The 26,172-nt window shown below is 42.6% G+C and carries 29 protein-coding genes; 26 read left to right on the forward strand and 3 right to left on the reverse strand.

Going from position 1 to position 26,172, the window contains the following annotated elements:
• Nucleotides 1-419: 419 nt before the first annotated feature.
• Nucleotides 420-1,382 carry an asparaginase gene (locus D8793_RS05500; protein WP_125371480.1) on the reverse strand — a complete coding sequence of 321 codons (963 nt, stop codon included), beginning with the start codon at nucleotides 1,380-1,382 and terminating at the stop codon, nucleotides 420-422.
• A gap of 66 nt (nucleotides 1,383-1,448) precedes the next feature.
• On the opposite strand from D8793_RS05500, the gene D8793_RS05505 reads away from it, so the two are divergent.
• From D8793_RS05505 to nusB, 5 genes are all read left to right on the forward strand, one after another.
• Entirely contained in the window at nucleotides 1,449-2,855 is a 1,407-nt protein-coding gene (locus D8793_RS05505; protein WP_125371481.1) for a Cof-type HAD-IIB family hydrolase, read from the forward strand.
• 66 nt (nucleotides 2,856-2,921) lie between these two features.
• On the forward strand, nucleotides 2,922-3,983 hold the full coding sequence (locus D8793_RS05510) for a M24 family metallopeptidase (RefSeq protein WP_125371482.1): 1,062 nt from the start codon (nucleotides 2,922-2,924) through the stop codon (nucleotides 3,981-3,983).
• Between the two features lie 61 nt (nucleotides 3,984-4,044).
• A complete protein-coding gene (efp, locus tag D8793_RS05515; protein WP_005591786.1) occupies nucleotides 4,045-4,605 on the forward strand; it encodes an elongation factor P in 561 nt (186 codons plus the stop codon).
• Between the two features lie 30 nt (nucleotides 4,606-4,635).
• Nucleotides 4,636-5,025, forward strand: a complete 390-nt coding sequence (locus D8793_RS05520) for an Asp23/Gls24 family envelope stress response protein (protein WP_005591787.1) — start codon at nucleotides 4,636-4,638, stop codon at nucleotides 5,023-5,025.
• Complete coding sequence (gene nusB / locus D8793_RS05525) at nucleotides 5,018-5,455, forward strand: transcription antitermination factor NusB (protein ID WP_185761042.1); 438 nt, start codon at nucleotides 5,018-5,020, stop codon at nucleotides 5,453-5,455. Before D8793_RS05520 ends, nusB begins: the two co-directional genes overlap by 8 nt.
• 543 nt (nucleotides 5,456-5,998) lie before the next feature.
• On the opposite strand, the gene D8793_RS05530 is transcribed toward nusB, so the two are convergent.
• Nucleotides 5,999-6,964, reverse strand: a complete 966-nt coding sequence (locus D8793_RS05530) for a LacI family DNA-binding transcriptional regulator (RefSeq protein WP_045500749.1) — start codon at nucleotides 6,962-6,964, stop codon at nucleotides 5,999-6,001.
• Entirely contained in the window at nucleotides 6,945-8,399 is a 1,455-nt protein-coding gene (locus tag D8793_RS05535) for a sucrose-6-phosphate hydrolase (protein WP_125371484.1), read from the reverse strand. The genes D8793_RS05530 and D8793_RS05535 overlap by 20 nt, the downstream gene beginning before the upstream one ends.
• Nucleotides 8,400-8,598: 199 nt before the next feature.
• Here D8793_RS05535 and D8793_RS05545 point away from each other — a divergent pair, with 199 nt between their 5' ends.
• From D8793_RS05545 to D8793_RS05645, 21 genes are all read left to right on the forward strand, one after another.
• Nucleotides 8,599-10,611 carry a sucrose-specific PTS transporter subunit IIBC gene (locus tag D8793_RS05545; RefSeq protein WP_125371485.1) on the forward strand — a complete coding sequence of 671 codons (2,013 nt, stop codon included), beginning with the start codon at nucleotides 8,599-8,601 and terminating at the stop codon, nucleotides 10,609-10,611.
• 159 nt (nucleotides 10,612-10,770) lie between these two features.
• Nucleotides 10,771-11,727 (forward strand): fructokinase ScrK, encoded by a 957-nt coding sequence (scrK, locus tag D8793_RS05550; RefSeq protein WP_125371486.1) that lies wholly within the window; start codon nucleotides 10,771-10,773, stop codon nucleotides 11,725-11,727.
• Nucleotides 11,660-12,070, forward strand: a complete 411-nt coding sequence (locus tag D8793_RS05555; RefSeq protein WP_125371487.1) for a peptide deformylase — start codon at nucleotides 11,660-11,662, stop codon at nucleotides 12,068-12,070. The genes scrK and D8793_RS05555 overlap by 68 nt, the downstream gene beginning before the upstream one ends.
• A gap of 29 nt (nucleotides 12,071-12,099) precedes the next feature.
• Nucleotides 12,100-12,660, forward strand: coding sequence for a hypothetical protein (locus tag D8793_RS05560; protein WP_125371488.1), 561 nt, complete (start codon nucleotides 12,100-12,102; stop codon nucleotides 12,658-12,660).
• A 298-nt stretch (nucleotides 12,661-12,958) separates the two neighbouring features.
• Entirely contained in the window at nucleotides 12,959-14,053 is a 1,095-nt protein-coding gene (locus D8793_RS05565) for a DUF4352 domain-containing protein (RefSeq protein ID WP_185760272.1), read from the forward strand.
• 109 nt (nucleotides 14,054-14,162) lie between these two features.
• Nucleotides 14,163-15,299 carry an amidohydrolase gene (locus D8793_RS05570; protein ID WP_125371490.1) on the forward strand — a complete coding sequence of 379 codons (1,137 nt, stop codon included), beginning with the start codon at nucleotides 14,163-14,165 and terminating at the stop codon, nucleotides 15,297-15,299.
• 204 nt (nucleotides 15,300-15,503) lie between these two features.
• On the forward strand, nucleotides 15,504-16,337 hold the full coding sequence (locus D8793_RS05575; RefSeq protein WP_125371491.1) for an amino acid ABC transporter substrate-binding protein: 834 nt from the start codon (nucleotides 15,504-15,506) through the stop codon (nucleotides 16,335-16,337).
• Nucleotides 16,338-16,424: 87 nt separating this feature from the next.
• Nucleotides 16,425-17,300, forward strand: coding sequence for a MetQ/NlpA family ABC transporter substrate-binding protein (locus tag D8793_RS05580; protein ID WP_125371492.1), 876 nt, complete (start codon nucleotides 16,425-16,427; stop codon nucleotides 17,298-17,300).
• 206 nt (nucleotides 17,301-17,506) lie between these two features.
• Complete coding sequence (locus D8793_RS05585) at nucleotides 17,507-18,883, forward strand: M20/M25/M40 family metallo-hydrolase (protein ID WP_125371493.1); 1,377 nt, start codon at nucleotides 17,507-17,509, stop codon at nucleotides 18,881-18,883.
• Nucleotides 18,873-19,937: a methionine ABC transporter ATP-binding protein gene (locus D8793_RS05590; protein ID WP_125371494.1), complete on the forward strand. Its 1,065-nt coding sequence runs from the start codon at nucleotides 18,873-18,875 to the stop codon at nucleotides 19,935-19,937. Before D8793_RS05585 ends, D8793_RS05590 begins: the two co-directional genes overlap by 11 nt.
• 1 nt (nucleotide 19,938) lies before the next feature.
• Nucleotides 19,939-20,631: a methionine ABC transporter permease gene (locus D8793_RS05595; protein ID WP_005591809.1), complete on the forward strand. Its 693-nt coding sequence runs from the start codon at nucleotides 19,939-19,941 to the stop codon at nucleotides 20,629-20,631.
• A 457-nt stretch (nucleotides 20,632-21,088) separates the two neighbouring features.
• Nucleotides 21,089-21,682, forward strand: a complete 594-nt coding sequence (locus tag D8793_RS05605; RefSeq protein WP_062005580.1) for an MptD family putative ECF transporter S component — start codon at nucleotides 21,089-21,091, stop codon at nucleotides 21,680-21,682.
• A gap of 224 nt (nucleotides 21,683-21,906) precedes the next feature.
• Nucleotides 21,907-22,752 (forward strand): SAM hydrolase/SAM-dependent halogenase family protein, encoded by an 846-nt coding sequence (locus tag D8793_RS05610; RefSeq protein ID WP_062005582.1) that lies wholly within the window; start codon nucleotides 21,907-21,909, stop codon nucleotides 22,750-22,752.
• An 11-nt stretch (nucleotides 22,753-22,763) separates the two neighbouring features.
• Nucleotides 22,764-23,327, forward strand: coding sequence for an ECF-type riboflavin transporter substrate-binding protein (locus D8793_RS05615; protein ID WP_061910022.1), 564 nt, complete (start codon nucleotides 22,764-22,766; stop codon nucleotides 23,325-23,327).
• Between the two features lie 134 nt (nucleotides 23,328-23,461).
• Nucleotides 23,462-23,662 carry a potassium transporter gene (locus D8793_RS05620; protein ID WP_125371495.1) on the forward strand — a complete coding sequence of 67 codons (201 nt, stop codon included), beginning with the start codon at nucleotides 23,462-23,464 and terminating at the stop codon, nucleotides 23,660-23,662.
• Entirely contained in the window at nucleotides 23,646-23,843 is a 198-nt protein-coding gene (locus D8793_RS05625) for a helix-turn-helix transcriptional regulator (protein WP_125371496.1), read from the forward strand. The genes D8793_RS05620 and D8793_RS05625 overlap by 17 nt, the downstream gene beginning before the upstream one ends.
• A 19-nt stretch (nucleotides 23,844-23,862) precedes the next feature.
• Nucleotides 23,863-24,357 carry a DUF6773 family protein gene (locus D8793_RS05630; RefSeq protein WP_125371550.1) on the forward strand — a complete coding sequence of 165 codons (495 nt, stop codon included), beginning with the start codon at nucleotides 23,863-23,865 and terminating at the stop codon, nucleotides 24,355-24,357.
• Between the two features lie 44 nt (nucleotides 24,358-24,401).
• Nucleotides 24,402-24,596: a DUF6773 family protein gene (locus D8793_RS12150; RefSeq protein ID WP_260471115.1), complete on the forward strand. Its 195-nt coding sequence runs from the start codon at nucleotides 24,402-24,404 to the stop codon at nucleotides 24,594-24,596.
• Nucleotides 24,581-24,868, forward strand: coding sequence for a hypothetical protein (locus tag D8793_RS12155; RefSeq protein ID WP_260471116.1), 288 nt, complete (start codon nucleotides 24,581-24,583; stop codon nucleotides 24,866-24,868). The genes D8793_RS12150 and D8793_RS12155 overlap by 16 nt, the downstream gene beginning before the upstream one ends.
• A 131-nt stretch (nucleotides 24,869-24,999) precedes the next feature.
• A complete protein-coding gene (locus D8793_RS05640) occupies nucleotides 25,000-25,542 on the forward strand; it encodes a CPBP family intramembrane glutamic endopeptidase (RefSeq protein ID WP_260471257.1) in 543 nt (180 codons plus the stop codon).
• Between the two features lie 9 nt (nucleotides 25,543-25,551).
• On the forward strand, nucleotides 25,552-26,043 hold the full coding sequence (locus tag D8793_RS05645) for a DUF6773 family protein (protein ID WP_125371497.1): 492 nt from the start codon (nucleotides 25,552-25,554) through the stop codon (nucleotides 26,041-26,043).
• Nucleotides 26,044-26,172: the final 129 nt, after the last annotated feature.

Raw genomic sequence — 26,172 nt, forward strand, 5'->3', positions numbered from 1 at the left:
GTGATTCCCTCCATTTATAAAGTCAGAGAGCTTGTCTACCGATAACCCCTCCATTTATAAAGTCAGAGAGCTTGTCTACCGATAACGTTGTCGTATTTTTATACTCATGCTCAAGGCGATATTTTGGGGTACTCGTCGGTAGAGTGGATTAGTTTGTCCCGCGAAAGTGATATTCAAGAAATTATCAACCACAAAGCCCTCACTTAGATTATACTTCTAAATGAGGGCTGTTGTCTTTATTTTCATGTTTCTGTGGGTGACGGCTATGTCGTCATGGCTGTCTGTCCCAGACTCTTTTTTTGAATTTATAACTTCGCTTAAGGCTAAGAATATTTATGAATTTTATATCGAGGGATACAGCATTTATAAAGGAAAATCAAGAAATAATGCCTAGCAAGCGAGTAGACAAGCTTGGTTTTTTATCCTTCTATATAGTCTCTTAATGCTTGACCACTTAGGCCGACATTGAGGGCAATCAGCAACTTGATGCGAGCCTTGGGTGCATTGAGCTCTTTGACAAACATGATTCCGGCTTGGTGTAGCTTGACACCGCCACCTTCGTAGGCGTAGACAGGCTCAGCAATGCCGTTGAAACAGCGTGAAGCGAGAGCGATGGGGAGGCCAGCTTCTGCCATCGCTGTTAATGTTTCCGCAGTTTCTTTTGGCAGATTGCCTGCGCCAAAGGCTTCGATGACGAGGCCGTCCAACTTTTGCCAATCCAGCATATCAAGTAGTTCTGTTTTCATACCGGCATAGGCTGGGATGATGGGTACCAGCCCTGAAATGCTAGTCAGATCAAAGCGGACGCGAGGTTCTGCTGTTTTGAAATAGAGAATTTCCTGTTTCATGACCAGGCCTAAAGGGCCGTGCGTCGGAGTTTGAAAGGTGCTGACGTTGGTGGTGTGGGTTTTAGTGACATATTTGGCAGCATGCACTTCATCATTCATAACGACTAGAACGCCCTTACCTCTAGCTTTCTCGTCGCTGGCTACCCGTAAAGCAGTCAGGTAATTATAAACTCCGTCACTGCCGAGTTCATTTGAACTTCTCATAGCTCCGGTCAAAACGACAGGGATGTCAGGCAGGTCCATGGTATCAAGGAAGTAGGCCGTTTCCTCTAGAGTATCGGTTCCGTGGGTAATGACCACACCATCGTAGTGCTCAGCGTCAGCCTTGATTTTTTTGTATAGTTCTAGCATATGATGGGGAGTGATGTGAGGACTGGGAACGTTGAAGAAATCAATCACCGTCACTTCAATACTATCTAAGGGAACAGCCACATGGTTCATGGGATTGTCTTGGCTGCTATTGACGACCCCACTTCCGTCAGCCTGCATGGAAATGGTTCCACCAGTATGTAAAACTAAAATCTGCTTATTCATAGATGTGCTTCTCCGCGAATTGTGTTATAATTTATTGTATCATAAAAGGAAAGAATGAGAAAATCAATGGAAATAAAAGCCGTCTTTTTTGATATAGATGGAACCTTGATTAATGATAGTCGAACCGTCTTGAAATCGACAGAGACCGCCATTAAGAGTTTACAAGAACAAGGGATTTTGGTCGGTTTAGCGACAGGCCGCGGCCCCTTCTTTGTCAAGCCTTTTATGGACAAGCTGGATTTAGACTTTGCTGTCACTTACAATGGTCAGTATATTTTTTCAAAAGACAGGGTTATTTCTGCCACACCGATTGATAAGCAGAGCCTGCGTGATTTGATTGCCTACGCTAAGAAGCACCGAAAAGAGATTTCCTTGGGGACAGAACAGGCCATGCAAGGTTCAAAAATTATGACCTTTGGTATGAGTTCTTTTTCTCAGTGGGCTACCCAGTTTATTCCTAGAAAAATGACTCGGACGGTAAGCCATGGTTTTAACAAGATTGTGAGTAAGGCCCTGCCTCAGCATGAAGAAGACCTGCTGAAATTGATCCAAGAGCCCATTTATCAAGTGCTGATTTTGGCGGATCCAGCTGAGAGTGCCAAGATTGAAGCGGATTTCCCCCATTTGAAATTTACTCGTTCGAGCCCTTATGCGGCGGACATTATCAATCAAGGGATGTCCAAGCTGGAGGGGATTCGTCTAGTCGGTCAAGAGTATGGCTTTGATATTCATCAGGTCATGGCCTTCGGCGACTCTGACAATGACTTGGAAATGCTGTCGGGAGTTGGCTTGTCTATTGCTATGGGAAATGGCACCAGCTCTGTCAAAGAAGTAGCCAAGCATACGACTAGCAGCAATAGTCAGGACGGGATTCATCGGGCACTAGAACATTTTGGTATTTTAGCGAGTGAGAAAGTCTTTGTGTCTCGCGATCACCACTTCAATAAGGTCAAGACCTTCCATAGTGTTATGGATGAGTCTACGCAGGAAGAACCCATTGCTTGGACACCAGAGGAAGCTCGGCACCGTGCTGACTTCAAGTTGGAAGAGTTGGTTGAATTTCTCAGAGCTGCCAGCTCTTCAGAGGAAGAATTTGACCAGTCGATGTCCAGAATGCACGAGGCTTTAGATAAGGCTGCTGCCAAGGTTCGTAGCAAGAGCAAGGCAGAAATCTCCTTAGTTGGTCAAGTTGATGCTCTGATCGATACGCTCTACTTTACTTACGGTAGCTTTGTCTTGATGGGAGTTGATCCTGAGCGGATTTTTGATATTGTCCATCAGGCCAATATGGGGAAAATTTTCCCAGATGGAAAAGCGCATTTTGATCCAGTGACCCATAAAATCCTCAAACCAGATGACTGGGAAGAAAAATATGCGCCTGAACCAGCGATCGAACGGGAGTTGGAGCGACAGATTCAGGCCTATCAGCGCAATGTGGAAAAGGCGCAAAAAGAAACAAAAGACGAAGAGTAAGGACTCTTCATCAACAGAATTTTTATTTTACGATACTCAATCGAATTATTTTACGGAGGTTTTCTCATGTTATCAAGAGTTGAAAAATTTGAAGCAGCCTTGGCTCAGACAGAATGCGATGCTGTCCTAGTAACCAATCTGAAAAATATTTACTATCTGACTGGTTTCAGCGGGACAGAAGCGACGGTTTTCATCAGCAAGTCACGACGGATTTTCCTGACAGATTCTCGTTATACCTTAATTGCCAAGGGCGTGGTTGAAGGCTTTGATATTGTTGAAACGCGGGATGCGGTTGGAGAAATTGCTAAAATTATAGCGGACGACAAGTTGGCAAAAATCGGTTTTGACGATGAAATTTCCTATGCTTACTTCAAGATGCTGGAAAGTGTGTTTGCTGGTCATGAGCTGGTGCCGATGACAGCCTTTATCGAAAATCTGCGCATGATCAAAGATGAACAAGAAATCGCGACCATTCGCAAGGCCTGCCAGATTTCGGATCAAGCCTTCCTAGACGTGCTGGACTTTATCAAGCCTGGTCAGACGACAGAGCTGGCTGTTATGAACTTTTTAGATGCCCGTATGCGCCAACTAGGTGCTTCAGGTGCCTCCTTTGACTTCATCATAGCTTCGGGTTACCGTTCTGCTATGCCGCACGGAGTGGCTAGTGACAAGGTTATCCAAACTGGTGAAACCCTGACCATGGACTTTGGCTGCTATTATAATCACTATGTCAGCGATATGACGCGGACTGTTCATGTGGGGCAGGTGACGGATGAAGAGCGGGAAATTTATGATATTGTCCTGCGCAGCAATCAAGCCCTGATAGAAGCGGCTAAGGCTGGACTCAGCTGTATTGATTTTGACCGGATTCCTCGTCAAATTATCAACGATGCAGGCTACGGCCCTTACTTCAGCCACGGGATTGGCCACGGGATTGGGCTGGATATCCATGAGATTCCTTACTTTGGCAAGTCAGAAGAGCCTATCAAAGCGGGCATGGTCCTGACCGATGAGCCGGGCATCTATCTGGATGGCAAATACGGCGTTCGGATCGAAGATGACCTTCTGATCACAGAGACTGGTTGTGAGGTCTTGACCCTTGCTCCAAAAGAATTGATTGTGATTTGAGAATTATCAAGCTTTATGGTAGAATAAAGAGTAAATTATTTATTAAAGAGGTAAAAAACAAATGATTGAAGCAAGTAAGCTGAAAGCTGGAATGACTTTTGAAACTGCTGATGGTAAATTGATCCGCGTCTTGGAAGCAAGTCACCACAAACCAGGTAAGGGAAATACTATCATGCGTATGAAATTGCGTGATGTTCGTACTGGTTCTACATTTGAGACTAGCTACCGTCCAGAAGAAAAATTTGAACAAGCGATCATCGAAACAGTACCAGCACAATACTTGTACCAAATGGATGGCACTGCCTATTTCATGAATACTGAGACTTATGACCAATACGAAATCCCAGTAGTCAACGTAGAGGAAGAATTGAAATACATCCTTGAAAACTCAGATGTGAAAATCCAATTCTACGGATCAGAAGTGATCGGTGTGACAGTACCTACAACTGTTGAATTGGTGGTAACAGAAACACAACCATCTATCAAAGGTGCTACTGTAACAGGTTCTGGTAAACCAGCAACTCTTGAAACAGGTCTTGTTGTTAACGTACCAGACTTCATCGAAGTTGGACAAAAATTGGTCATCAATACAGCAGAAGGAACTTACGTTTCTCGTGCGTAATTTCAATCTTTCATATAGAAAGGAATTCTTATGGCAAACGAACAATTAGGCGAAATCGTTATTGCGCCACGAGTCTTGGAAAAAATTATTGCCATTGCTACGGCTAAGGTAGAGGGCGTTCATTCTTTTGCAAATAAAAGCATGTCAGATAGCCTTTCTATGCGTACGCTTGGACGCGGTGTTGCGCTGCATACGGATGAAAGTGGCGACATATCAGTTGATATCTACCTATATCTGGAGTACGGTATCAGTGTACCAACAGTTGCAGTTGCAATCCAAAAAGCAGTCAAGAGTGCTGTAAGCGATATGGCTGAAGTGGAGCTGTCTGCTGTCAATATCCATGTGGCAGGCATTGTTCCAGAAAAATCACCAAAACCAGATTTGAAAGATCTATTTGATGAGGATTTCCTCAATGACTGATGTTTTGTTAGAATCTAGAAGAGAGCTACGTCAGCGGGCTTTTCAGGCTTTGATGAGTCTAGAGTATGAGGGTGATGCCATTGAGTCTTGCCGCTTTGCCTATACCTACGATAAGGACGAAGAGGAGACGGATGCTGAGGTCAATATTCCAGCATTTCTACTCAATTTGGTCACAGGGGTGCTCCAGTCCAAGGAAGAATTGGATAAAAAAATTGCCCAGCACTTAAAAGCAGGCTGGACAGTTGAGCGTCTGACCTTGGTAGAAAAGAATATCCTGCGATTAGGCATCTTTGAAATGACAGAGTTTGATACTCCTGAGCGAGTAGCGGTCAATGAAGCCATTGAACTTTCCAAGCAATTTTCTGATGAAAAATCAAGTAAGTTTATCAATGGTATTTTAAGCCAATTTATAACAGAAGAAAAAGACTGAGACGACTGTCTCAGCTTTTTTGGTTTTTGATAGTTGCAGGTGCTGATAATGCTTAAGAAGTTTCCATTATAAGTTCCTATAGCTGGAACAGTCTATCTTGCTATAGGTTAATGGCAACCTAGGTCTCGGCTGGTCCTTTTTCCTATAGAATCATGACAATCTAGGCCTCGGCCGGTTACTTTTCCTATAGATTCGTGGCAACTTAGAGCTCGGTTAGTTACTTTTCCTATAAATTCCTGGCAATCTAGGTTTCGGCTGGTCATTTTTCCTATAGAATCTATACAATCTAGGTCTTGGCTGTTCACTTTTCCTATAGAATCATGGCAAGCTAGACCTCGGCCGATCACTTTTCCTATAGAATCATGGCAGCCTAGGTCTCGGCTAGCTACTTCAAACTTAGTTATAAAAGAAAGTCTTCCTAGACGGAGCTAACATTGAAGTAATTGCTAGGGATTAATGATATTAAAAGTCCCCCAAAAGTTGGTTTCTGCCAAACCTTTGGGGGATTCGTCAAGATGAAGGAATTTAGTGAGATCAAAAAAGTTACACGCTTTTGCCAGGCAAGAGGTTCACTGGCAGGAAGTAGCCGGTCGTTGTGACTTCTTGCTTGTCAATTTTTTGTAGCAATAAATCCACCAGAAGTTTGGCAATCTCCTTCAGCGGCTGTTTAATAGTCGCTAATTGAGGATAATAGTTCTCCACAAAGTAGGTTCCGTCGTAGCCGATGATTTTTAAATTTTTAGGAATCTGGATGTCCAGCTCCTGAGCGACTTTCATCACTAGAATGGCTGTCAAATCATCTGAAGCAAAGATAGCATCTGGCTTCTCATGGGTTAAAATATGCTTGATTTCCATTTCCTTTCGAACTGGAGAATAATCGCTGGAGACATTGATGATTGGAGCGTCTGGTAGAACAGAGGCGAAGCCAGCATGGCGCAGGCCAGTTGGGGAATTGGAATTATCATTACCAGTAATCATGATGATGTTTTGAGCGCCAGCCTTGACCAAGGTCTGAGCAGCTAGCACTCCGCCACCATAGTTGTCTGAGGAGACAACTGGGATATCTGGTGAAAGGTTACGGTCAAAGGAAATGATAGGAGCAGTTACGCGATTGTAGTCTTCGATGCCTAGATTGTGACTGCCGGAGATGATACCATCCACCTGATTGGCTTCCAGCATCTCAAGGTACTCACGCTCCTTATCTGAGTCATGCTCGCTATTGCAAATGATGGTTTTATAACCCTGTTTAAAGAGCTCATGCTCCAATTTACCAATTAATTCTGCGTAAAAAACATTGCTGATATTAGGAAAAATGAGTCCAATTAGTTTGGCTGATTTTCCTTGGAGGCTGCGCGCCAGATTGTTGGGCTTGTAGGCCAATTCTCGCATGGCTGCCTCAACCTTAGAAATCGTTTTGTCGGATAAGTAGCCTTTCCTGTTGATGACGCGGGAAACAGTTGTGGGGCTGACTCCTGCTAGTTTTGCTACATCAGTTAGCTTTGCGACCATAATCTAATTCATAGTAAGTACCGGTTGGATTGCCCTTGGTAATAGCAATGCCTGTCTGGTCTTCTCTCGGGAAGACACGGCCGGAAAATACTTTCTCTCCTTTATTGATGAAAATTTCAAAAATTGATTTATCGATGAAGATAGTAGCACTTGTGGCTTCTTTGTCAATATCACAGCTTCGGCTGGTTCCAAAGTCCAGAGCGAATGGCTCACCTGCCTGACTGCGGTCAACGGTCACTTGACCTTCCTTGAGATCGAAGTTGATGCGTAGGCCCTTGCCATCCTTGTCCGCAAAGAGGATGATTTCGTGTTCGGTGTTCGCAGCGAAATCTAGTTCTAGTTCGTAGCTGTTCTTGCTTTCTGCCAAAGCAGCGAAAGGCTGTTCCTCTGTTCGCAAATCCTTGATAGCAGGCACTGGGTACTGGTAGAGCTTGCCGTCTTTCAGGGTTAATTCCTTGACGAGGGAGAAGACCCCTTGATGGTCGAAGTGGTCAGATGGGTATTCGACATCAGGCAAACCTAGCCAGCTGACAGCCAGAGCGCGACCGTCAGGTGTGTTAAAAGCTTGGGTCGCGTAGCAGTCGAAACCGTAGTCCAGATTTTGGATAGGGCTAGGATTAATCATAGCAGCTTGATTTGTGTCAAAAGATTGACCTATTTTATACATATTTGGATAAATGTTGCCATAATCCAGTACGTCTTTAGACAAGCCTTGAGGGCAATAAAGCAAGACTGGCTGGTCGTTGATAAAGACTAGATTAGGACACTCCATCATATAGGCTGTCTTGTCATTGGCGAAGTCCAAATCACCGACGACTTCCCAGTTGGTATAGTCATTATCAACTGCCTTGTAAAGCTTGACATAGCCTTGCTTGTCTAGATTTTGCCCACCGACAATGGCATAGAATTGCCCTTTGTAGTTGAAAATCTGCGGATCGCGGAAGTGGTCAGTCGCTTCAGTAGGTTGCTCAATCAAGACCTTGTCGATTTTTTCGAGCTTGCCTGATTTGTCTAACAGGGCACCGATTTGATAAGGATGACGCACCCAATTCTCATCACGAACATTGCCAGTATAGAAGAGAAAGAGCTTGTCACCGAACTGCATGGCAGAGCCAGAGTAGGCGCCGTGGCTGTCCAGAGCAGTATCTGGCAGCACCCGAAGACCAGTTTCTGTGAAATGAACTAGGTCATCACTTTCTAATTGAACCCAGCATTTGAGACCGTGTGCTGCCCCGAAAGGAAAGTTTTGGTAGAAAACCACCCACTTGCCATCAAAATAAGAGAAGCCGTTGGGGTCATTGAGCAGACCTGTCTGAGGCTCCACATGGTAGTTAGCCCGCCAAGGAGATTTAGCGATGTTTTCTTTGATCTGCTGTAGCTCTTCCTGAGTCCAGTCTTCATAGCGTTTGTAGCGTTTTTCAGTCGTCCAAGCCAATCTTTTGTCCTCCGAATCATATTATTTCTTATTACTATAGTAAACGTTTTCTGCTGAAAAATCAACATTTAACAGTAAAAAAATATTTTTTCTGCAAAACGCTTGACATATCTCTGAATCATGGTAAAATAATATTCGTAAAGGCGATAAAATCGCTTTCAAAAAGTTTTACAATATTTTTATAAGGAGATTTTTGCAAATGAACAATACTGAAATTGCAAAAAAGGTCATCGAAGCCTTGGGTGGACGTGAGAACGTTAACAGTGTAGCCCACTGTGCGACTCGTCTGCGCGTTATGGTTAAAGATGAAGGAAAGATCGACAAAAATACTGTCGAGAACCTAGAAAAAGTTCAGGGAGCTTTCTTTAACTCAGGCCAATATCAAATCATTTTTGGTACCGGTACGGTTAATAAAATCTATGACGAAGTTGTAGCACTTGGCTTGCCAACTTCATCAAAAGATGACATGAAAGCTGAAGCTGCTAAGCAAGGGAATTGGTTCCAACGCGCCATCCGTACTTTCGGTGATGTCTTTGTACCAATTCTCCCAGCTATTGTTGCGACAGGTCTTTTCATGGGAGTTCGTGGAGCAATTGCTCAGGATCAAGTTTTATCTTTATTTGGTACCACAGCGGATGCTTTCAAATCGACTGACTTCTATACTTATACAGTAGTATTAACTGATACAGCCTTCGCTTTCTTCCCAGCTTTGATTTGCTGGTCAGCTTTTAGAGTCTTTGGCGGGAACCCCATCATTGGTTTGGTTCTTGGTCTAATGATGGTTAACTCAGCACTTCCAAATGCTTGGGATGTAGCTGGTCAGGCTACTAAATTTGCTGTTGATCCTTCTAAGGATATTTTAGACAAAATTGCTAATATGGATGTTCTTGGAAGTCTAAAATTTGCTAGCGAAGTTACAGCAACAAAAGCTCATCCAATTTACTTCTTTGGTTTTATTCCGGTGGTTGGCTACCAAAACTCTGTGCTTCCTGCCTTCTTTGTAGGTTTGTTTGGTGCGAAATTTGAAAAATGGCTGCACAAGAAAATTCCAGATGTCTTGGACCTTCTTCTTGTTCCATTCCTTACTTTCCTTGTAATGTCTATTTTGGGACTCTTTGTGATTGGTCCGGTCTTCCACATTGTTGAGTCATATGTTTTGAATGGTACAGAGTTCCTTCTTAGCCTTCCGTTTGGTCTTGCTGGTTTGATTATTGGTGCAGTACATCAACTGATTGTCGTAACTGGTGTTCATCACATCTTCAACTTACTGGAATCTCAATTGGTATCTCAAACTGGGAAAGATCCATTTAATGCGATTATCACTGCTGCTATGACAGCTCAGGCTGGTGCGACTTTGGCTGTAGCTGTGAAGACAAAATCTAAAAAACTCAAGGCTCTTGCATTCCCAGCAGCACTTTCTGCAGGATTAGGTATTACTGAGCCAGCTATCTTCGGGGTTAACTTGCGCTTCGTTAAACCGTTTGTCATTGGACTGGGTGCTGGTGCTGTTGGTGGTTGGTTAGCTTCTATTATGGGGCTTGCAGGTACAAGTTTCGGTATCACAATTATTCCAGGTACACTCCTTTACCTGAATGGTCAATTGTTGCAATATATCTTTATGGTTGTTCTGACAACTGGTTTGAGTTTTGTTCTGACTTATATGTTCGGATACAAAGACGAAGAAACTGCTGAAGAAAAAGCTGAAACTGAAAAACTTGTCGAAGAAGAAACAACTGGTAATGTTCCAGCAGCTCTCCAAGATGAAACAATCATTTCTCCAATTGTTGGTCAGGCAGTAGCTTTGAGCGATGTGAATGATCCTGTTTTCTCAAGCGGAGCTATGGGTCAAGGGATTGCGATCAAACCAACTGAAGGTGTCGTTTACGCCCCAGCTGATGCAGAAGTGACAATTGCTTTTGCGACAGGCCATGCTTATGGTTTGAAGACAGCTAATGGTGCTGAAATCCTGATCCACGTTGGTATTGACACAGTGTCTATGAATGGCGAAGGATTTGATCAAAAAGTTTCTCAAGGTTCTAAAGTCAAAGCTGGCGATATTATTGGAACTTTTGATGCAGCTAAAATCGCAGCAGCTGGTCTGGATGACACGACTATGGTTATCGTGACTAACACAGCTGACTATGCTTCTGTGATCCCAGTAGCAGATGGAACTGTTGCTAAAGGCGATGCGATTATTGAAGTGAAAGCTTAATCTTAGCTATAGAAAGTTAACAAAGGAAAACGAACAACTTATGTTTGTTCGTTTTTTACTTGAGTGCTAAGATTTACAGAGGAAAATCTAAAATATAGAGCCATTTCCAATAGGGAAATATGCTATAATGGAGTATAAAGAATACAAGAGGTGTTTGAAATGACAAAATTGTACGGAAGTTTAGAAGCCGGTGGAACCAAATTTATCTGTGCTGTGGGCGATGAAAATTTTAATGTTGTAGAAAAAACACAGTTTCCTACGACCACGCCGATTGAAACGTTAGATAAAACGATTGAGTTTTTCTCTCGTTTTGACAATTTAGCAGGTCTGGCAGTCGGCTCTTTCGGTCCAATTGATATTGACCCTAATTCAAAAACATATGGCTACATTACGACAACTCCAAAACCACATTGGGCCAATGTAGATATCGTGGGAGCGCTTCGTCGTGCGTTGAATGTGCCAATCTACTTTACGACAGATGTCAACAGCTCAGCTTATGGTGAAGTTGTAGCTCGTAACAATGCTGGTGGTCGCATTGAAAATCTGGTTTATTATACGATTGGAACAGGGATTGGTGCTGGTGCTATCCAACGTGGTGAATTTGTTGGGGGTACAGGCCATCCAGAGATGGGACACTACTATGTAGCTCAGCACCCAATGGATGTGGAAAAAGGCTTTAACGGCGTCTGTCCTTTCCACAAGGGATGTTTGGAAGGCTTAGCAGCAGGTCCTAGCTTAGAAGCGCGGACTGGTGTGCGTGGTGAAAATATCGAGCTCAATAATTCTGTCTGGGATATTCAGGCTTACTATATTGCGCAGGCAGCTATTCAAGCGACGGTGACGTTCCGTCCGGATGTCATTGTCTTTGGCGGTGGCGTGATGGCGCAGCAGCACATGTTAGACCGTGTCCGTGAGAAATTTACAGTCCTGCTCAATGGCTACCTGCCAGTGCCAGATGTGCGTGACTACATTGTCACCCCGGCTGTCGCAGGAAATGGCTCGGCTACACTAGGAAATTTTGTCCTCGCAAAAGATATTAGCGAACGCTATGCAAAAAGCAATTGTGAAAGATCCTTTCTTTTTACAGCAAAAGTCGGTCCCAGCTACAAAGGCTGACCTATTTTTAGCCCAAGACTTGCAGGATACCTTGTTGGCCCATAGAGAGTCTTGTGTCGGTCTTGCTGCAAATATGATTGGTTCCCAAAAGCGAGTGATTATTTTTATGTATGGTATGTTGCCCATGGTCATGTTTAATCCAGTTCTCATTCAGAAATCAGGAGCTTATGAAACGGAAGAAGGCTGTCTGTCCTTGACAGGCAGTCGGTCAACCATTCGTTACCAGAAAATCACTGTCGAATATCTGGATCAGAATTGGCTGAAGAAGACCATCACGTTAGAGGATTTCCCAGCGCAAATCTGCCAGCATGAATTAGACCATTTGGAAGGAATTCTCATATAGGAAATATATCTGGAAAGGATGGGAATAGAATGAAAGTATATCAGCGCGATGGAGAAAAATTTTATGCCATGGGCCTTCTCTTACTCTTTGCTATCTTTTTTATCATGTCTTCTGCATCTATGGATAAGGCCTCCCTTGAGTCAACAAATCAAAATAGTGCTAATCAACTGGTTCATAGGGCTTCTATCAACGAAGAAGACCAAATAAGCAGGCAGATTACTGAAGAAAGCAACAATATGCTCAATCCAGTCTATTGGGGAATGGGCATAACCGCTATTTTTATGATCGTTCTAGGCTATATTTCGAATCATAAACCACCGATTTTAGAGATGGATGAGATGGGAATAAGGCTGAGAGGCTTATCTGCTAAAAGAGAGAAGTACTTCTTGTGGCAGGAGATTGAGCAAATTGAATACGATATCTATCGATCTAGGTCAGAACCGGGCAGTCGAATTTTATATTTCTATCCTAAAAATCAAGAGGAGAGTGCGGTCTCTTTGGACTTGGATGATGTGAAAAATATTAGCTTCAATGAACTTCATCAGGAGATTTTCCAACTTGCTCCTCATATCAAGTGGCTTTTTCCGTAGAAATATTATTATAGAGTAGGGATCTGATCTGCTTATTTTATCGATGTAAGATTAGTTGGATAAAAGATAATGGCACAGCTTAGGCTGTGCTTTTTTGTAACCAATTTCTTAATATGAGAGTTAGAAATGTTGCCTGTTTTACTTAAGACCGCACTTTAAAATTTTCATTTGATCTGCTTGGTCATTTTAGAGATTGCAAGGATGCATTTTTACATGAGGTTGATTTCAAACGCTATTTACCAGTTTAGTTAAGTATGATAAAATAGAAAAGTCAGAGTATTAAGAAATTAAGGAGACAATGATGAAAAAAGTATTTAAATACACAGCCTTGCTTGTGGCAGGTGTGAGCTTAACAGCCTGTGCTTTGCTTCCAAGTCCAAATAAAAAACATTCTGGTAAGCCAAGCCAGGAAACGACTGTCAAAAAATCAGCCAGCAATGGGCAGGTTGATATCCAGATTAAGGATGGTCAGTTCATTATGCCAAGCAACGGATCAGCTGATGCCAAATACTTGGCCTTGTCTTTGGAAATTAAGAATAAAACAAATGATAAGATCATGATTTCCTCTTCAGACATTGGTTTTTATGATTCAGAGGGAGAGAAGATCCAGCCGGTCGGAGTCTATGACGACAAAGAAAACTTTAAAACACTGAGCTATGAAGATTTAGCGGAAGGAAAGACTCTTTCTGGTAATCTGGTCTTTAAGGTTGAAGATGGCAAGAAATATGAACTTCACTATGAGAAGAAATCCTACGGCTCCGATGAAAAAGCAGAAGCTATCAAACTAAAAGTTGATCCTGCGAAATATCCGAATCACGTTGACGAATCAAAGAAATTAGCTTCTGATTACCTCAATGCTGTTTTCTTGGGAGGAGAAGCCAAGACAAAATCTTCTAAAGACAAAGGTGATTTGGTTTTAGGTGGCGATTTGGAGCAAGATAAGAAAGATTATAGAGCAGCTTTTGCAGCAGATTTTACACGTAAATTGCATGATTATCCCTTTAGTGAGGATGAAATCAATGCTTTCATTGATGCCTATGTGAAAAGTAATGCCAAACGCTCAGAAATTGATTACACAGTAGCGCAGTACATGCCAAATTCAATCATTATCAAGATCAAACCGAGAACGGTCAGTCTAAATAAAACCATGTATACCTACCGTCAAGATTTTTATGACAAACATCGCTCTGAATATGGAAGCCTGAGTGACGTCTACAAAGCTACTGATAAGAGCTATGCTAATGATATGATGGCTGGAATGGATTCACGTCCTCTCCTCACACCAGAACGAGATTATCAGTTGAAATTTGTCAAAACAGATGGCAAATGGGTCCTAGAGCGTGATTATTCTTATGAATCCATCGTCAGAGCTTTTGAGGGTGATATATCTTAATAGCAAGATGAGAGGGCAGATGCTTCATTCTGCTCTCTATTTTATTTTGTTTCCTAGCCTAGCTTTGTGCTATACTGGAGGGTAGATATGTAGAGTAAAGGAGTCTAGCATGAAACAATTCTATGATAAATTAGTAAAAACGCGTCATTATCTCCATCAGCATCCAGAGCTGTCTGGTCAAGAATATGAAACAACGGCTTTTCTAAGCCGTTATTTGCAAGACTTAGGAATTAAAATCTTGGACTCTGACTTAGAGACGGGCTTGATTGCCGAAATCGGTCAAGGAGAACCAGTTATCGCCTTGAGGGCAGATATTGATGCCCTGCCCATTATAGAGCAGACAGGTCTGCCTTACGCTAGCCAAAATCCTGGTGTCATGCATGCCTGCGGTCATGATTTTCATCAGACTAGTCTTCTGGGAGCGGCGGAGTTGCTCAAGGCTATGGAAGAAGATTTACAGGGAACCATTCGCCTGATTTTTCAGCCAGCTGAGGAGACCTCTCAAGGAGCCAGTCAAGTTCTGGCTACGGGTTTGCTGGATGATGTAGTTGCGATTATCGGTTTTCACAATATGCCCCAGTTAAAAGCTGGACAAATGGCCTTGAAGCCGGGAGCCATGATGGCAGGCGTGGAAAAATTCAAGGTGACTGTGGAGGGAGTCAGCAGCCATGCGGCTCGGCCGGACCTGGGAGTGGATACGGTGCTGACTCTGACTAGCATGATTCAAAATCTTCAGGCACTGGTTTCTCGGACTGTCTCGCCCTTTGAGCCAGTTGTTTTATCTGTGACCCACATTGAGGCTGGGGCGACTTGGAATGTCTTGCCTCAAAATGGCTTTTTTGAAGGCACCATTCGTTGTTTTAACCCTGATTTGCAAAAGCGTTTGAAGGCAGATTTTATCCGTATTGTGGAGCATACGGCGGAGAATTTCGGTGCTAAGGTCACTATTGTATGGGATCAGACTCCGCCAGTGACCTATAATGATCTAGAATTAACCGAGCTTGTTTTTGAGAACTCCCAGAACATCGGGGAGCTACTGCCTGCTCAGCCATCTTCAGCTGGCGAAGACTTTGCCTTTTATCAAGAAAAAATCCCTGGTGTCTTTGCTTTTATCGGCTCAAATGGTGCAGCAGATGCGCCTGACCTGCACCATGATAGCATGACGATTGATGATGCGGCCTTCCAGGTCTCTGTGCCTTACTATGTCGAAAACGCCCTCTTCCTCCTCAAACACTATAAGAAATAACTATAGTCTTTCATAGAAAATAAGAACTAGGCAAGCTCCTCTTCTTTTGTTATCATAGAAAAACAAGATTTTGATATTTTCAAATAGTTTGAATAATCGAATCAGTGATAAAGAAAATCTATCACCTTGATAAAAAATATATAATGGTCAGGATTTTCGACTTTTGGTATGATAGAAACATGCTCTTTAGGAGGAGATAGAGATATGAATATTAAAAAAATATTGAAATACACTGCCACTGCTGTGGTAGGAAGTCTTGCAGTTGGGCTGCTTGTGGCCTGCTCGTCTTCTGCAAGTAAAGATAGTGCTACAAAGAAAAAGACGATTGAAGTCGGAACGGTTGGAACAACCAAGCCTTTCTCTTATGAGGATAAGGCCGGAAAACTAACTGGTTACGAAATTGAAGTGCTTCGTGAAATCTTTAAAGGTTCAGATAAGTACGAAGTCAACTTCAACAAAACCAAATGGGCTTCTGTTTTCTCTGGCTTGGACAGTGACCGCTACCAAATCGGTGCCAACAACATCAGTTATTCAGAAGACCGTGCTGGTAAATACCTCTATACCAACCCTTACGCTAAAAACCCAACCGTCTTGGTGGTTCGTAAAGGAGTGAATATCAAGTCGCTGGACGATATCGGAGGCAAGTCTACTGAGGTTGTTCAAGGTACTTCAACAGCCAAACAACTGGAAAAGTACAATGAAGAGCACAGTTCAAACCCAACAACTATCAACTATACAGATGGTACAATCCAGCAAATCCTAGCTAATTTGAATGATGGCCGTTCAGACTACAAGATCTTTGAACGTATCACAGTAGATACCATCATCAAAGACCAAGGTTTAGATAATGTCGAAGTGATTGAACTTCCAAGTGACCAACAACCGTATGTCTATCCAATCCTTGCTTCAGGACAAGAAGAGCTTCAAACCTTCATGAACAAGCGGATCAAGGAACTCTACGAGGATGGAACACTTGAAAAATTATCAAAAGAATTCTTTGGAGGCACTTATTTGCCAGACGCCAAGGATATCAAGTAAGTTCTGATTTTCTTTGCCCTAAGCAATTGGAAATAACTTACAACCCACTCATTAGAAAAAATATATTTTATATAAGGAGATTATCTCATGAAATTGAAAAAATGGTTTGGTGCAACAGCACTCTTGGCTGTAGCAGCATTTGGTTTGGCAGCTTGCTCGTCTTCAACATCAAAAAACGCTAAGTCAACAGACAGTGCAACAGTGACTGTAAAAGTTGGTGTGATGAACCTCAGTGATACAGAAGAAGCGCGTTGGGACAAGGTTCAGGAAATCCTTGATAAGGATAAAGCAGGTGTTAAATTGGAGTTTACCCAATTTACAGACTATTCTCAACCTAACCAAGCAGTTCGTGATGGCGATGTAGATATCAATGCCTTCCAGCATTACTACTACCTGAAAAACTGGAATAAAGAAAACAATGCTGACTTGGTGTCTGTAGCAGATACATATATCGCGCCAATCCGCCTTTACTCTGGTACTAAAGATGGCAAAAACAAATATACTGCTGTGAAAGATATTCCAGAAAACGGAAGCATTGCCGTACCAAATGACCCAACAAACGAAAGCCGTGCTTTGAACCTTCTTCAAGCAGCTGGTTTGATCAAGTTGGACGTGGATTCAACGAAGCTTGCGACTGTTGCTAACATCAAAGAAAACAAGAAAAACTTGAAAATTTCTGAATTGGATGCTTCTCAAACAGCAGCTTCTCTTACTTCTGTAGATGCAGCGGTTGTCAACAATACCTTCGTTCGTGAAGCTGGTATTGACTATAAGAGCGCTCTTTACAAAGAAAAGACAGATGAAAATTCTAAACTGTGGTACAACCTGATTGCTGCTAAGAAAGATTGGGAAAAATCTGACAAGGCAGATGCCATCAAGAAAATCATCCAGGCTTACCATACTGACGAAGTTAAAAAAGTCATTGAAGAATCTTCAGATGGTATGGATCAACCAGTTTGGTAAGATTTTATAGAAAATAATTGAAGATAGAAAGGGCGGGGAATGGATTTCTCCAGCCCTTTATCTGCTATTAGTTAGAGTTTTTATCAGCGGAGATGATTTAGCAATATTAAAACGCTGAGTCAAAGACTTACCTGACAGCAAGTCTTTGCTCTTTCGTGAATCATAGCAGATAATCTTTACAGAGATGCGATTAGTAGGAGTTACACATGCCTTTCTCAACTGAGAGTGAACAAATTAAAAAGTTTGAAAATGATGAGGTGGCCCAACACTATTTTGAGGTGTTGCGGACTTTGATTTCTAAAAAGTCTATCTTTGCCCAGCAAATTGGGCTCAAGGAGGTAGCTACCTATCTGGGAGAAATTTTCACTGCCGCGGGTGCTAAAGTGATGATTGATGACAGTTACACGGCTCCCTTTGTATTGGCAGAGTTTCAATCGGACAATCCTGAGGCCAAGACTATCATTTTCTATCACCACTATGATACGGTGCCGGCCGATAATGACCAGCCTTGGACTAACGATCCTTTTACTTTGTCGGTCCACTATGGTGTTATGTATGGTCGCGGGGTCGATGATGACAAGGGCCACATTACTGCGCGTTTGACAGCGGTACGTAAGTATATCCGAGAGCATGGTTCGCTGCCAGTCAATATCATCTTCATGATGGAGGGAGCAGAGGAGTCAGCTTCGACAGACTTGGATAAATATCTGGCCAAGCATAAGAAACATTTGCGGGGAGCAGATTTGCTGGTCTGGGAGCAGGGCACGCGTAATAATCTAGGCCAGTTAGAAATTTCTGGTGGAAATAAGGGTATTGTTACCTTTGATATGTCTGTTCGCAGTGCGGAAGTTGATATTCATTCTAGCTATGGCGGTGTCATTAATTCAGCTTCTTGGTATTTGATGGATGCTATCTCTAGCCTGCGTAGTGCTGACGGTCGGATTTTGGTGGAGGGCATCTATGAGCAAGTACAGGAGCCCAATGAGCGAGAGCTGGCTTTGATTGCCCAGTATGCTCTGAAAACACCAGAAGAGTTGAAGGAAATTTACGGCCTCCAGCTTCCAGTCTTGAAAGAGGACAGGCAGGAATTTCTGCGTCGCTTCTATTTTGAGCCAGCCATTAACATTGAAGGATTCGGTTCAGGCTATCAGGGACAAGGAGTCAAAACCATCCTCCCAGCATATGCATCTGCCAAGATGGAAGTGCGCTTGGTACCAGGCTTAGAGCCCCATGATGTCTTGGACAAGATTCGCAAGCAACTGGACAAAAATGGCTATGATAAGGTAGAATTAACCTATACACTGGGAGAAATGAGCTATCGTAGTGATATGAGTGCTCCTTCTATCCTAAATGTGATTGAACTGGCCAAGGATTTTTATCCAGAGGGCATCTCGGTGCTTCCGACATCGGCAGGAACAGGCCCCATGCATACAGTCTTTGAGGCTTTGGAAGTTCCGATGGCTGCCTTTGGCTTGGGAAATGCCAATAGTCGAGATCATGGTGGCGATGAAAATGTCAAGATTGCCGATTATTATACCCATATTGAATTAATCAAGGAGTTAATCAGAAGTTATGAGCAATGAAATTATCAAATTAGACCGTATTGATGTCACTTTCACGCAGAAAAATCGTGTCATCAAGGCGGTTGAAGATGTGACCATTCACATCAATCAGGGAGATATTTACGGTATCGTGGGTTATTCTGGTGCCGGAAAGTCAACTTTGGTGCGGGTTATTAATCTTTTGCAGAAGCCATCTGCTGGTCGCATTAATGTGGATGGAACAGTGTTATACGACAAGGAGACTGTCCAGCTGAATGCGGCTCAACTGCGGGAAAAGCGCAAGGACATTGGCATGATTTTCCAGCATTTCAATTTGATGGCTCAGATGACGGCCAAGGAAAATGTCGCGTTTGCCTTGAAGCACTCAACTCTGTCTGCTGCTGAAAAAGAGGAGAAGGTTCGCAAACTTTTAGAACTGGTTGGTCTGGAAGATCGAGCAGATAATTATCCGTCTCAACTGTCTGGTGGGCAGAAGCAGCGCGTGGCGATTGCTAGAGCTCTGGCCAATGATCCAAAAATCTTGATTTCAGATGAAGCGACTTCGGCATTGGATCCTAAAACAACCAAGCAAATTTTGGCCTTGCTTCAGGATTTGAATCAAAAGTTGGGGCTGACGATTGTACTCATCACGCACGAAATGCAGATTGTCAAAGATATTGCCAATCGTGTGGCTGTTATGCAGAATGGGAAATTGATCGAGGAAGGCTCAGTTTTGGATATTTTTACCAATCCACAGAACGAATTGACCCAAGACTTTATCACAACGGCAACAGGTATCACTGAAGCGATGGTTAAAATCAATCAACAGAAGATTGTGCAAGATTTGCCAGCGGATTCTGTCTTGGCGCATTTGAAGTATGCTGGTACAGTGACAGATACAGCCATTATCAACGATATCTACAAGCAGTATCAAGTTTCAGCCAATATTTTACATGCTAACATTGAGATTTTAGATAATGTGCCTGTTGGGGAGATGGTAGTCATTTTGTCAGGAAATGCAGAAAACCTTGCGTCTGCTCAAAGTAATTTACAAGCTGCTGGCGTAGAATTAAAGGTGCTTAAGGGAGGAATTTAGATTGATAGACTTGATTAAAACATTTTTGCCTAACGTCTATAAAATGGGCTGGGCTGGTCAGGCTGGCTGGGGAACAGCGATTTATCTGACCCTTTATATGACAATTATTTCCTTCCTGATCGGTGGGATTCTAGGTTTGATCGCTGGACTTTTCCTGGTATTGACAGCGCCAGGTGGTATTTTAGAAAATAAAACAGCCTTTTTCATCTTGGACAAGGTCACATCCATCTTTCGGGCAATTCCCTTTATCATTCTCCTAGCTTTGATCAATCCCTTCACACGGATGATTGTGGGGACAGGGATTGGTCCAACAGCAGCTTTGGTGCCACTATCTTTGGCAGTCTTTCCTTTCTTTGCCCGTCAGGTGCAGGTGGTCCTATCAGAATTAGACCGCGGTGTGATTGAAGCAGCGCAGGCAGTTGGAGCTAACTCATGGGATATTATCGGTGTTTACCTGCGTGAAGGCTTACCAGACTTGATTCGGGTGACAACAGTGACCCTAATCTCGCTAGTTGGTGAAACAGCTATGGCGGGAGCGATCGGTGCAGGTGGCCTTGGGAACGTAGCGATTGCCTATGGTTATCAACGTTTCAACCAAGACGTGACCATTTTAGCAACTGTTTTGCTCTTGCTTCTTATCTTCTTTATCCAGTTTCTGGGAGACTTCCTAACTAGAAAGATCAGTCATCGCTAGACGAGAGTGGGACAGAAATCGGTAATTCGTTAGAATTCGATTTCGTCGTCCCACCTCCGCACAGTTGAGTAGGGCTCGACAATCCAAAGACAATTTAGAGGCTAGGACTTTTGTCCCAGCCTCCTTTTGTCAGCTATCTTCCTTTGAAAAGTCTGAAAGTTTAATTTACATTCTATTTTCATAATGCTATAATAAATAAAGCTAAGTATAGAAAAATAGCATAATACATTACTTCTTGGCAGTGCTGGATTTTGCCCATGCCGAGGAAAGTTGCTTTAATAAACAATTAGTTTTCCTAGGAAGAAAGCTTATCAAGGATGCTAGATCTACAAACCTTGTTAGAACTTCCTCCTGTAGGAAGGATGGCAAAGCTTGAAATGCGCATTTGCACGTATCAAGGATATAGCTATCAATAGTTTTATGAAGTTTTAGCTTCACAATTAGAAAGGATTCGATAATGACATCGTTAACACTGAAAGAGTTGAAATGGACGGGAGTCTTTGCTTTGCTCTACTTTCTCTGTGTCGGACTAGGAGTACTAGTAGGGCACTTTTTTGACAATGCTGGCAATATGCTCTATGCTCCAGTATTTGCTGCAGTTTTTGGCGGAAGCGTTTATATGTTGCTACAAAGCAAGATTAAAAAATTTGGAGCGATCAGCTTAGTAGGCCTAATAATGGGAGGCTTTTTCCTCCTGTCTGGTCATTTTATGATTGCTGGTCTGCCGGGCTTGGTGTTCGGTCTCTTGGCGGACACGATTGCAGGCTTGGGCAAATACGAAAATAAATTCTGGAGTCTGCTTTCCTTTGTTTGTTTCTCTTTTGTCAATTCAGGCCCTATTATCCTCATGTGGCTAGCGCGTCAAGCTTATATTGATAGCTTGGTAGCGCGTGGTAAGACAGCAGAATACATCAATCGGATTTTGCTGCCGTTGGATTTTCCGACCATTGCCAGTTTTATCGTGATGGTAGTGGCAGGTGCTTTAATCGGTGGCTTGCTCGGTCAATATCTGGTAAAAAAGCGCAGTGCAAAAGCTGCCTCTCAGTCATAAAAAGTCAAGCCAGATGAAAGTTGCTGGATTTTCCTATCTTAGCTTGCTCAAGGAATTGTTCTGGCATAAGTTTGATCCAGAAATGCCCTAGCTTGCATGCTATATCTTTGAGAAATAGACGGTTATAAAAAAATCCTATGCCTCCGGCTCTAGCGAAAAGAGCCTAATTTTGGTAAGATTAGAAGACTTGGAGAATATCAGGCTCAAGGCCTGGGAGGAATAAGATGAACAACATATTAGTGCTGCAGTCGGACTTCGGTCTGGTAGATGGAGCAGTGTCAGCTATGATTGGAGTGGCTTTGGAGGAATCACCAACGCTGAAAATCCATCATTTAACCCATGATATCACCCCTTACAATATTTTTGAGGGTAGTTATCGTCTCTTTCAGACAGTAGATTATTGGCCAGAGGGAACGACCTTTGTTTCGGTCGTGGATCCGGGAGTGGGTTCCAAGCGGAAAAGCGTGGTTGCTAAGACCAGCAAAAATCAATATATCGTGACACCTGATAATGGTACTCTGTCCTTTATCAAAAAGCATGTCGGTATCGTAGCTATTCGTGAGATTTCAGAAGTGGAAAATCGCCGCAAGAATACCGAGCATTCTTATACCTTCCACGGGCGAGATGTCTATGCCTATACAGGTGCCAAGCTAGCTAGCGGCCATATTAGTTTTGAGGAAGTTGGCCCAGAGCTGAGTGTCGAAGAAATTGTCGAAATCCCTGTTGTCGAAACAAGGCTAGCGGATAATTTGGTCAGCGGAGCTATTGACATTTTGGATGTTCGCTTTGGCTCCCTTTGGACTTCGATTACGCGCGAGGAGTTCTGCACCTTGGAGCCAAGCTTTGGCGACCGTTTCGAAGTCACTATTTACAACAATGATATGTTGGTCTATCAAAACCAAGTGACCTATGGCAAGTCCTTTGCGGATGTTCGTATTGGTCAGCCAATTTTATACATCAATTCCCTCTATCGGGTAGGCTTGGCTATTAACCAAGGTTCCTTTGCCAAGGCCTATAATGTTGGTGTTGGTGCTCAATGGCACATTGAGATTAAACGTATAGAAAATTAAAGGAGAATATTATGAAAAAGAAATTGTTGGATACAAAGTTCACTATTAAAGAAGTTGTTGCAACAGGGATTGGAGCTGCACTTTTTGTAGTCATTGGGATGATTAGCATTCCAACACCTGTCCCAAATACCAGTATTCAGCTGCAATATGCGGTTCAGGCCCTCTTTAGTGTCGTTTTCGGTCCCTTTGTTGGCTTTCTGATGGGCTTGATTGGCCACGTTATCAAAGACGCTATGGCTGGCTACGGTCTCTGGTGGTCATGGATTATCGCTAGTGCCTTCTTTGGTTTCATTCTTGGTTTGTTTAAAAATCGCATTCGTGCAGCAGAAGGTGTTTTTGAAGTGAAGGACATCGTCAACTTCAATATCTTCCAGCTTTTGGCCAATGCTTTTGTCTGGCTCTTGGTCGCTCCGATTGGCGATATCTTGATTTATAGCGAGCCGGTCAATAAGGTCTTTGTGCAAGGCTTTGTGGCAACTCTGTCCAATGGAGTGACAGTTGCCGTAGCAGGAACCTTGCTCTTACTAGCCTACGCCCGTACTCAGACTCGCTCAGGCAGCCTTAAGAAAGATTAATCAAATTAGATAATTAAAGATTGGGAAAGTCCCAATCTTTTTTTGTACAAAATAAAAAACAAAATGTAATTTATATATTGCATTATTTAAAATATATTGTATAATGGATTTATGAAGACGAAAGGAGCGCAAATATGAATAAGAAAGGGAATAATCTGCTTACACTACTTATTTGTCTTGTATCGGCGATAGTTCTACTAGTAGTTGGCATGATTCAGAAAGATCAAACCTTTATCATAATCGCTTGTACTGATGTCGTCCTTGGCACTATTTTCTACGCCATAGGCGGGCAAAAGAAATACGAAAAGGATGGTGACTATGGCAAAAAATCTTAGGTTAAAAATGGCAAGGGCTGAGCATGACATGACCCAAGGCGACTTGGCTGATGCCATTGGTGTGACTCGTCAGACCATTGGGCTGATTGAGGCAGGCAAGTACAATCCCAGTCTTAGTCTATGCTTGGCCATTTGCAAATGCCTCGATAAAACGCTGGATCAGTTGTTTTGGGAAGAATAGTAGGAAAGTGAGAAAGAAAATGAAGGACAAACCACAAAAAGTCTATACAGACGAGCGGACTCTACAACTTGAGCGAAAATTAGGAAATGAAGTTGCATTTTTTGCGATTATCTTGCTCCTTATCTCTATTTTTATCAAAATCATGATTTGGCATGTGCCAGTAGAAGGTTACTTACCGGAAATTCTAGTTATTTTGGCTATGGAAATCTATGCTGGAATTCGTAGCTGGCAGTTGGGACTTGATATCAGACGCGACAAGCCATCTATTGGGCATAGGAGTTTCAGAAGTCGTTTGGCTAACGGAGCTATCTTAGCGATTGTAATCGTGGCTGTTCAGATGTGGAGTGGAAATTCAGCTCTTCGACCATTCTTTCGCCATCATCCAATTCTGCAATTTATTTTTATTGTAGCTTTGATAACTGCCTTTTCTAGTATATTTGATCAGTTGGTCAATTATTTTTATCAGAAGAGACAGGTTTTATTGGACCAAGAACTAGAAAATGATGAGAATTAGAATCAATGAATCTTTAACTTATAAATAAGAAAGTGAGAAAGAAAATGAAGAAGCAGCCTGTTATAAAAGATGAACGAACAGAAAAATTGGACGGCAAAGTTGCAGGAGAGTTAGTACTAGGAATGTTTCTCTTCTTAGCTATCTCTGTATTTTTCAAAGCCTATATCCTCCATCTAAGCTTGCTGGCCTATCTGCCAGAAGGTATTCTGCTTGTCTATATGCCTTGCTTCGTCGCGTAAGCCTAGGCGTTGATGTTCGCGATATGGTGAGAGAGGAAAAATGGCCAGAGCGATTTGGCGGTGGAGTCGTCTTTGCTCTCATTGTTATAGGCATTGATTTCTTTGGTCAGCGAGAAAGTCTGGCCAGCATGTTCAGCATTTTGTATCTGCTCAAGCTGGCTCTTGCAATGATACTGTTTATGCTTGGAAGCTTGACCATGGACAAGATCAGTCTTTATCTAAACAGTAAAGGTCAGGCAAAGCTAGATCAGGAATTGGAGGATGAAGAATGACTTGGTGGAAACGATTGATCTGGGTTGGCTGCGCTTTCTTAGCTTTGGGCTTGTATGTCCTCCCTATGCTGTTTTAGCAGGTAGCAATCATTTATCAATTTCCCAAACAGTGGACCATCGGTCTTGGGCTTTTGCTGATTTTCCTCACCTTGCTGGCCTTTGTCGTGGCAGCAAAGAAAACTGGCATCCTATCTCCATCTGGAAAAATTTTTCAAAAAGGAGATGGGAAGCGAATTGCTCTAGGCCTCTTAGGCATGTTGCTCATATCTGTTCTTGGGACGGTATTACTCCGGTGGTTACATGGAGAGGTGACGACGGCTAATCAGGCATCTTTGATGGAGGAGTTCCGAAGAGGGGATGTAATTTTATTGTCCATCATGCTTGGAGTTTTGGCGCCTATCGCAGAAGAAGTTATTTTCCGTGGCATCATTCCTCTAAAAATCTTTAAAGGCTATGAAAGCTGGGGCTATATCATAGGCGGACTACTCTTTGCGATATTTCATGGCCCAACCAATATCATGTCCTTTGTGATTTATGGTGGTGCTTCTGTGATTTTGACCTTGCTGGCTTATCGAACTCGGCGCTTGGAAGTCAGTATTGCAGTTCACATGCTAAATAACGGACTTCCTGCCATTCTTATGTTATTAATCCCTATTTTTGGAGTAGAAGTATAGGAGTTTGAAATGAAAATGAAACTTATCAAACGTCAAATTTTAGACGAACGGGAGGAGCAACTGGTCAACAAGGCTGGTATGGAGGCTTTTAGTCTCATGCTATGTGGCAGTTTAGCTTTATATATGGGTTCTGTAGCTATGAATGGGGGAGTCGTTCACTATCAGCCCTTCTTGCTTTTGATTCTCATCACTAGCTTTTATTTCATGTGTCGCACTCAGTATCTGGGAGCTAATTATTACAATAGTTTCAGTCTGACTATCTGGGGTGTGCTGGCTGCGACAGGATTTCTGGCCCTTTTGATTGCCTGCCAAAATTTTCAGCTCAATCATGCTATTTATCACAATAGTGTTTTTCACCCCATGTTTCTATTTGTTATTTTAATTACTTTTGTCATTCACTTTCCCTTTATGCTGCTGGTCAATATTTTATTAGAGAGCCTCAGCAAGTGGCAAAAGAAGCGCTTTGAGAAGTATTTGGAGGAATTGGAAAAAGAGGGCTAACCTGCTTTTCTACGTATAAATTCTAGCTCTGCTATTTTCCAAACAAATGTTTTGCCCAGTTTTTTCAATCAGGTTATAATAAATAGATGAATTAAAAAATTCAGAAAATTTATAGAGAAATGAGAGTTG

This window comes from Streptococcus cristatus, from assembly GCF_003943465.1.
In the GTDB taxonomy this organism is placed as follows: domain Bacteria; phylum Bacillota; class Bacilli; order Lactobacillales; family Streptococcaceae; genus Streptococcus; species Streptococcus cristatus_C.

Bases quoted from the DNA above. Each gene is read 5' to 3' on its own strand.
- D8793_RS05605 (WP_062005580.1), top strand. From the start codon at position 21,089: ATGACATCGTTAACACTGAAAGAGTTGAAATGGACGGGAGTCTTTGCT.
- D8793_RS05500 (WP_125371480.1), bottom strand. From the start codon at position 1,382: ATGAATAAGCAGATTTTAGTTTTACATACTGGTGGAACCATTTCCATG.
- D8793_RS05580 (WP_125371492.1), top strand. From the start codon at position 16,425: ATGAAATTGAAAAAATGGTTTGGTGCAACAGCACTCTTGGCTGTAGCA.
- D8793_RS05585 (WP_125371493.1), top strand. From the start codon at position 17,507: ATGCCTTTCTCAACTGAGAGTGAACAAATTAAAAAGTTTGAAAATGAT.
- D8793_RS05520 (WP_005591787.1), top strand. From the start codon at position 4,636: ATGGCAAACGAACAATTAGGCGAAATCGTTATTGCGCCACGAGTCTTG.
- D8793_RS05560 (WP_125371488.1), top strand. From the start codon at position 12,100: ATGAAAGTATATCAGCGCGATGGAGAAAAATTTTATGCCATGGGCCTT.
- D8793_RS05505 (WP_125371481.1), top strand. From the start codon at position 1,449: ATGGAAATAAAAGCCGTCTTTTTTGATATAGATGGAACCTTGATTAAT.
- D8793_RS05625 (WP_125371496.1), top strand. From the start codon at position 23,646: ATGGCAAAAAATCTTAGGTTAAAAATGGCAAGGGCTGAGCATGACATG.
- D8793_RS05620 (WP_125371495.1), top strand. From the start codon at position 23,462: ATGAATAAGAAAGGGAATAATCTGCTTACACTACTTATTTGTCTTGTA.
- scrK (WP_125371486.1), top strand. From the start codon at position 10,771: ATGACAAAATTGTACGGAAGTTTAGAAGCCGGTGGAACCAAATTTATC.
- D8793_RS05630 (WP_125371550.1), top strand. From the start codon at position 23,863: ATGAAGGACAAACCACAAAAAGTCTATACAGACGAGCGGACTCTACAA.
- D8793_RS12150 (WP_260471115.1), top strand. From the start codon at position 24,402: ATGAAGAAGCAGCCTGTTATAAAAGATGAACGAACAGAAAAATTGGAC.
- D8793_RS05570 (WP_125371490.1), top strand. From the start codon at position 14,163: ATGAAACAATTCTATGATAAATTAGTAAAAACGCGTCATTATCTCCAT.
- D8793_RS05545 (WP_125371485.1), top strand. From the start codon at position 8,599: ATGAACAATACTGAAATTGCAAAAAAGGTCATCGAAGCCTTGGGTGGA.
- D8793_RS05510 (WP_125371482.1), top strand. From the start codon at position 2,922: ATGTTATCAAGAGTTGAAAAATTTGAAGCAGCCTTGGCTCAGACAGAA.
- D8793_RS05575 (WP_125371491.1), top strand. From the start codon at position 15,504: ATGAATATTAAAAAAATATTGAAATACACTGCCACTGCTGTGGTAGGA.
- D8793_RS05530 (WP_045500749.1), bottom strand. From the start codon at position 6,964: ATGGTCGCAAAGCTAACTGATGTAGCAAAACTAGCAGGAGTCAGCCCC.
- D8793_RS05645 (WP_125371497.1), top strand. From the start codon at position 25,552: ATGAAAATGAAACTTATCAAACGTCAAATTTTAGACGAACGGGAGGAG.
- D8793_RS05615 (WP_061910022.1), top strand. From the start codon at position 22,764: ATGAAAAAGAAATTGTTGGATACAAAGTTCACTATTAAAGAAGTTGTT.
- D8793_RS05590 (WP_125371494.1), top strand. From the start codon at position 18,873: ATGAGCAATGAAATTATCAAATTAGACCGTATTGATGTCACTTTCACG.
- D8793_RS05555 (WP_125371487.1), top strand. From the start codon at position 11,660: ATGCAAAAAGCAATTGTGAAAGATCCTTTCTTTTTACAGCAAAAGTCG.
- nusB (WP_185761042.1), top strand. From the start codon at position 5,018: ATGACTGATGTTTTGTTAGAATCTAGAAGAGAGCTACGTCAGCGGGCT.
- D8793_RS05610 (WP_062005582.1), top strand. From the start codon at position 21,907: ATGAACAACATATTAGTGCTGCAGTCGGACTTCGGTCTGGTAGATGGA.
- D8793_RS05565 (WP_185760272.1), top strand. From the start codon at position 12,959: ATGATGAAAAAAGTATTTAAATACACAGCCTTGCTTGTGGCAGGTGTG.
- efp (WP_005591786.1), top strand. From the start codon at position 4,045: ATGATTGAAGCAAGTAAGCTGAAAGCTGGAATGACTTTTGAAACTGCT.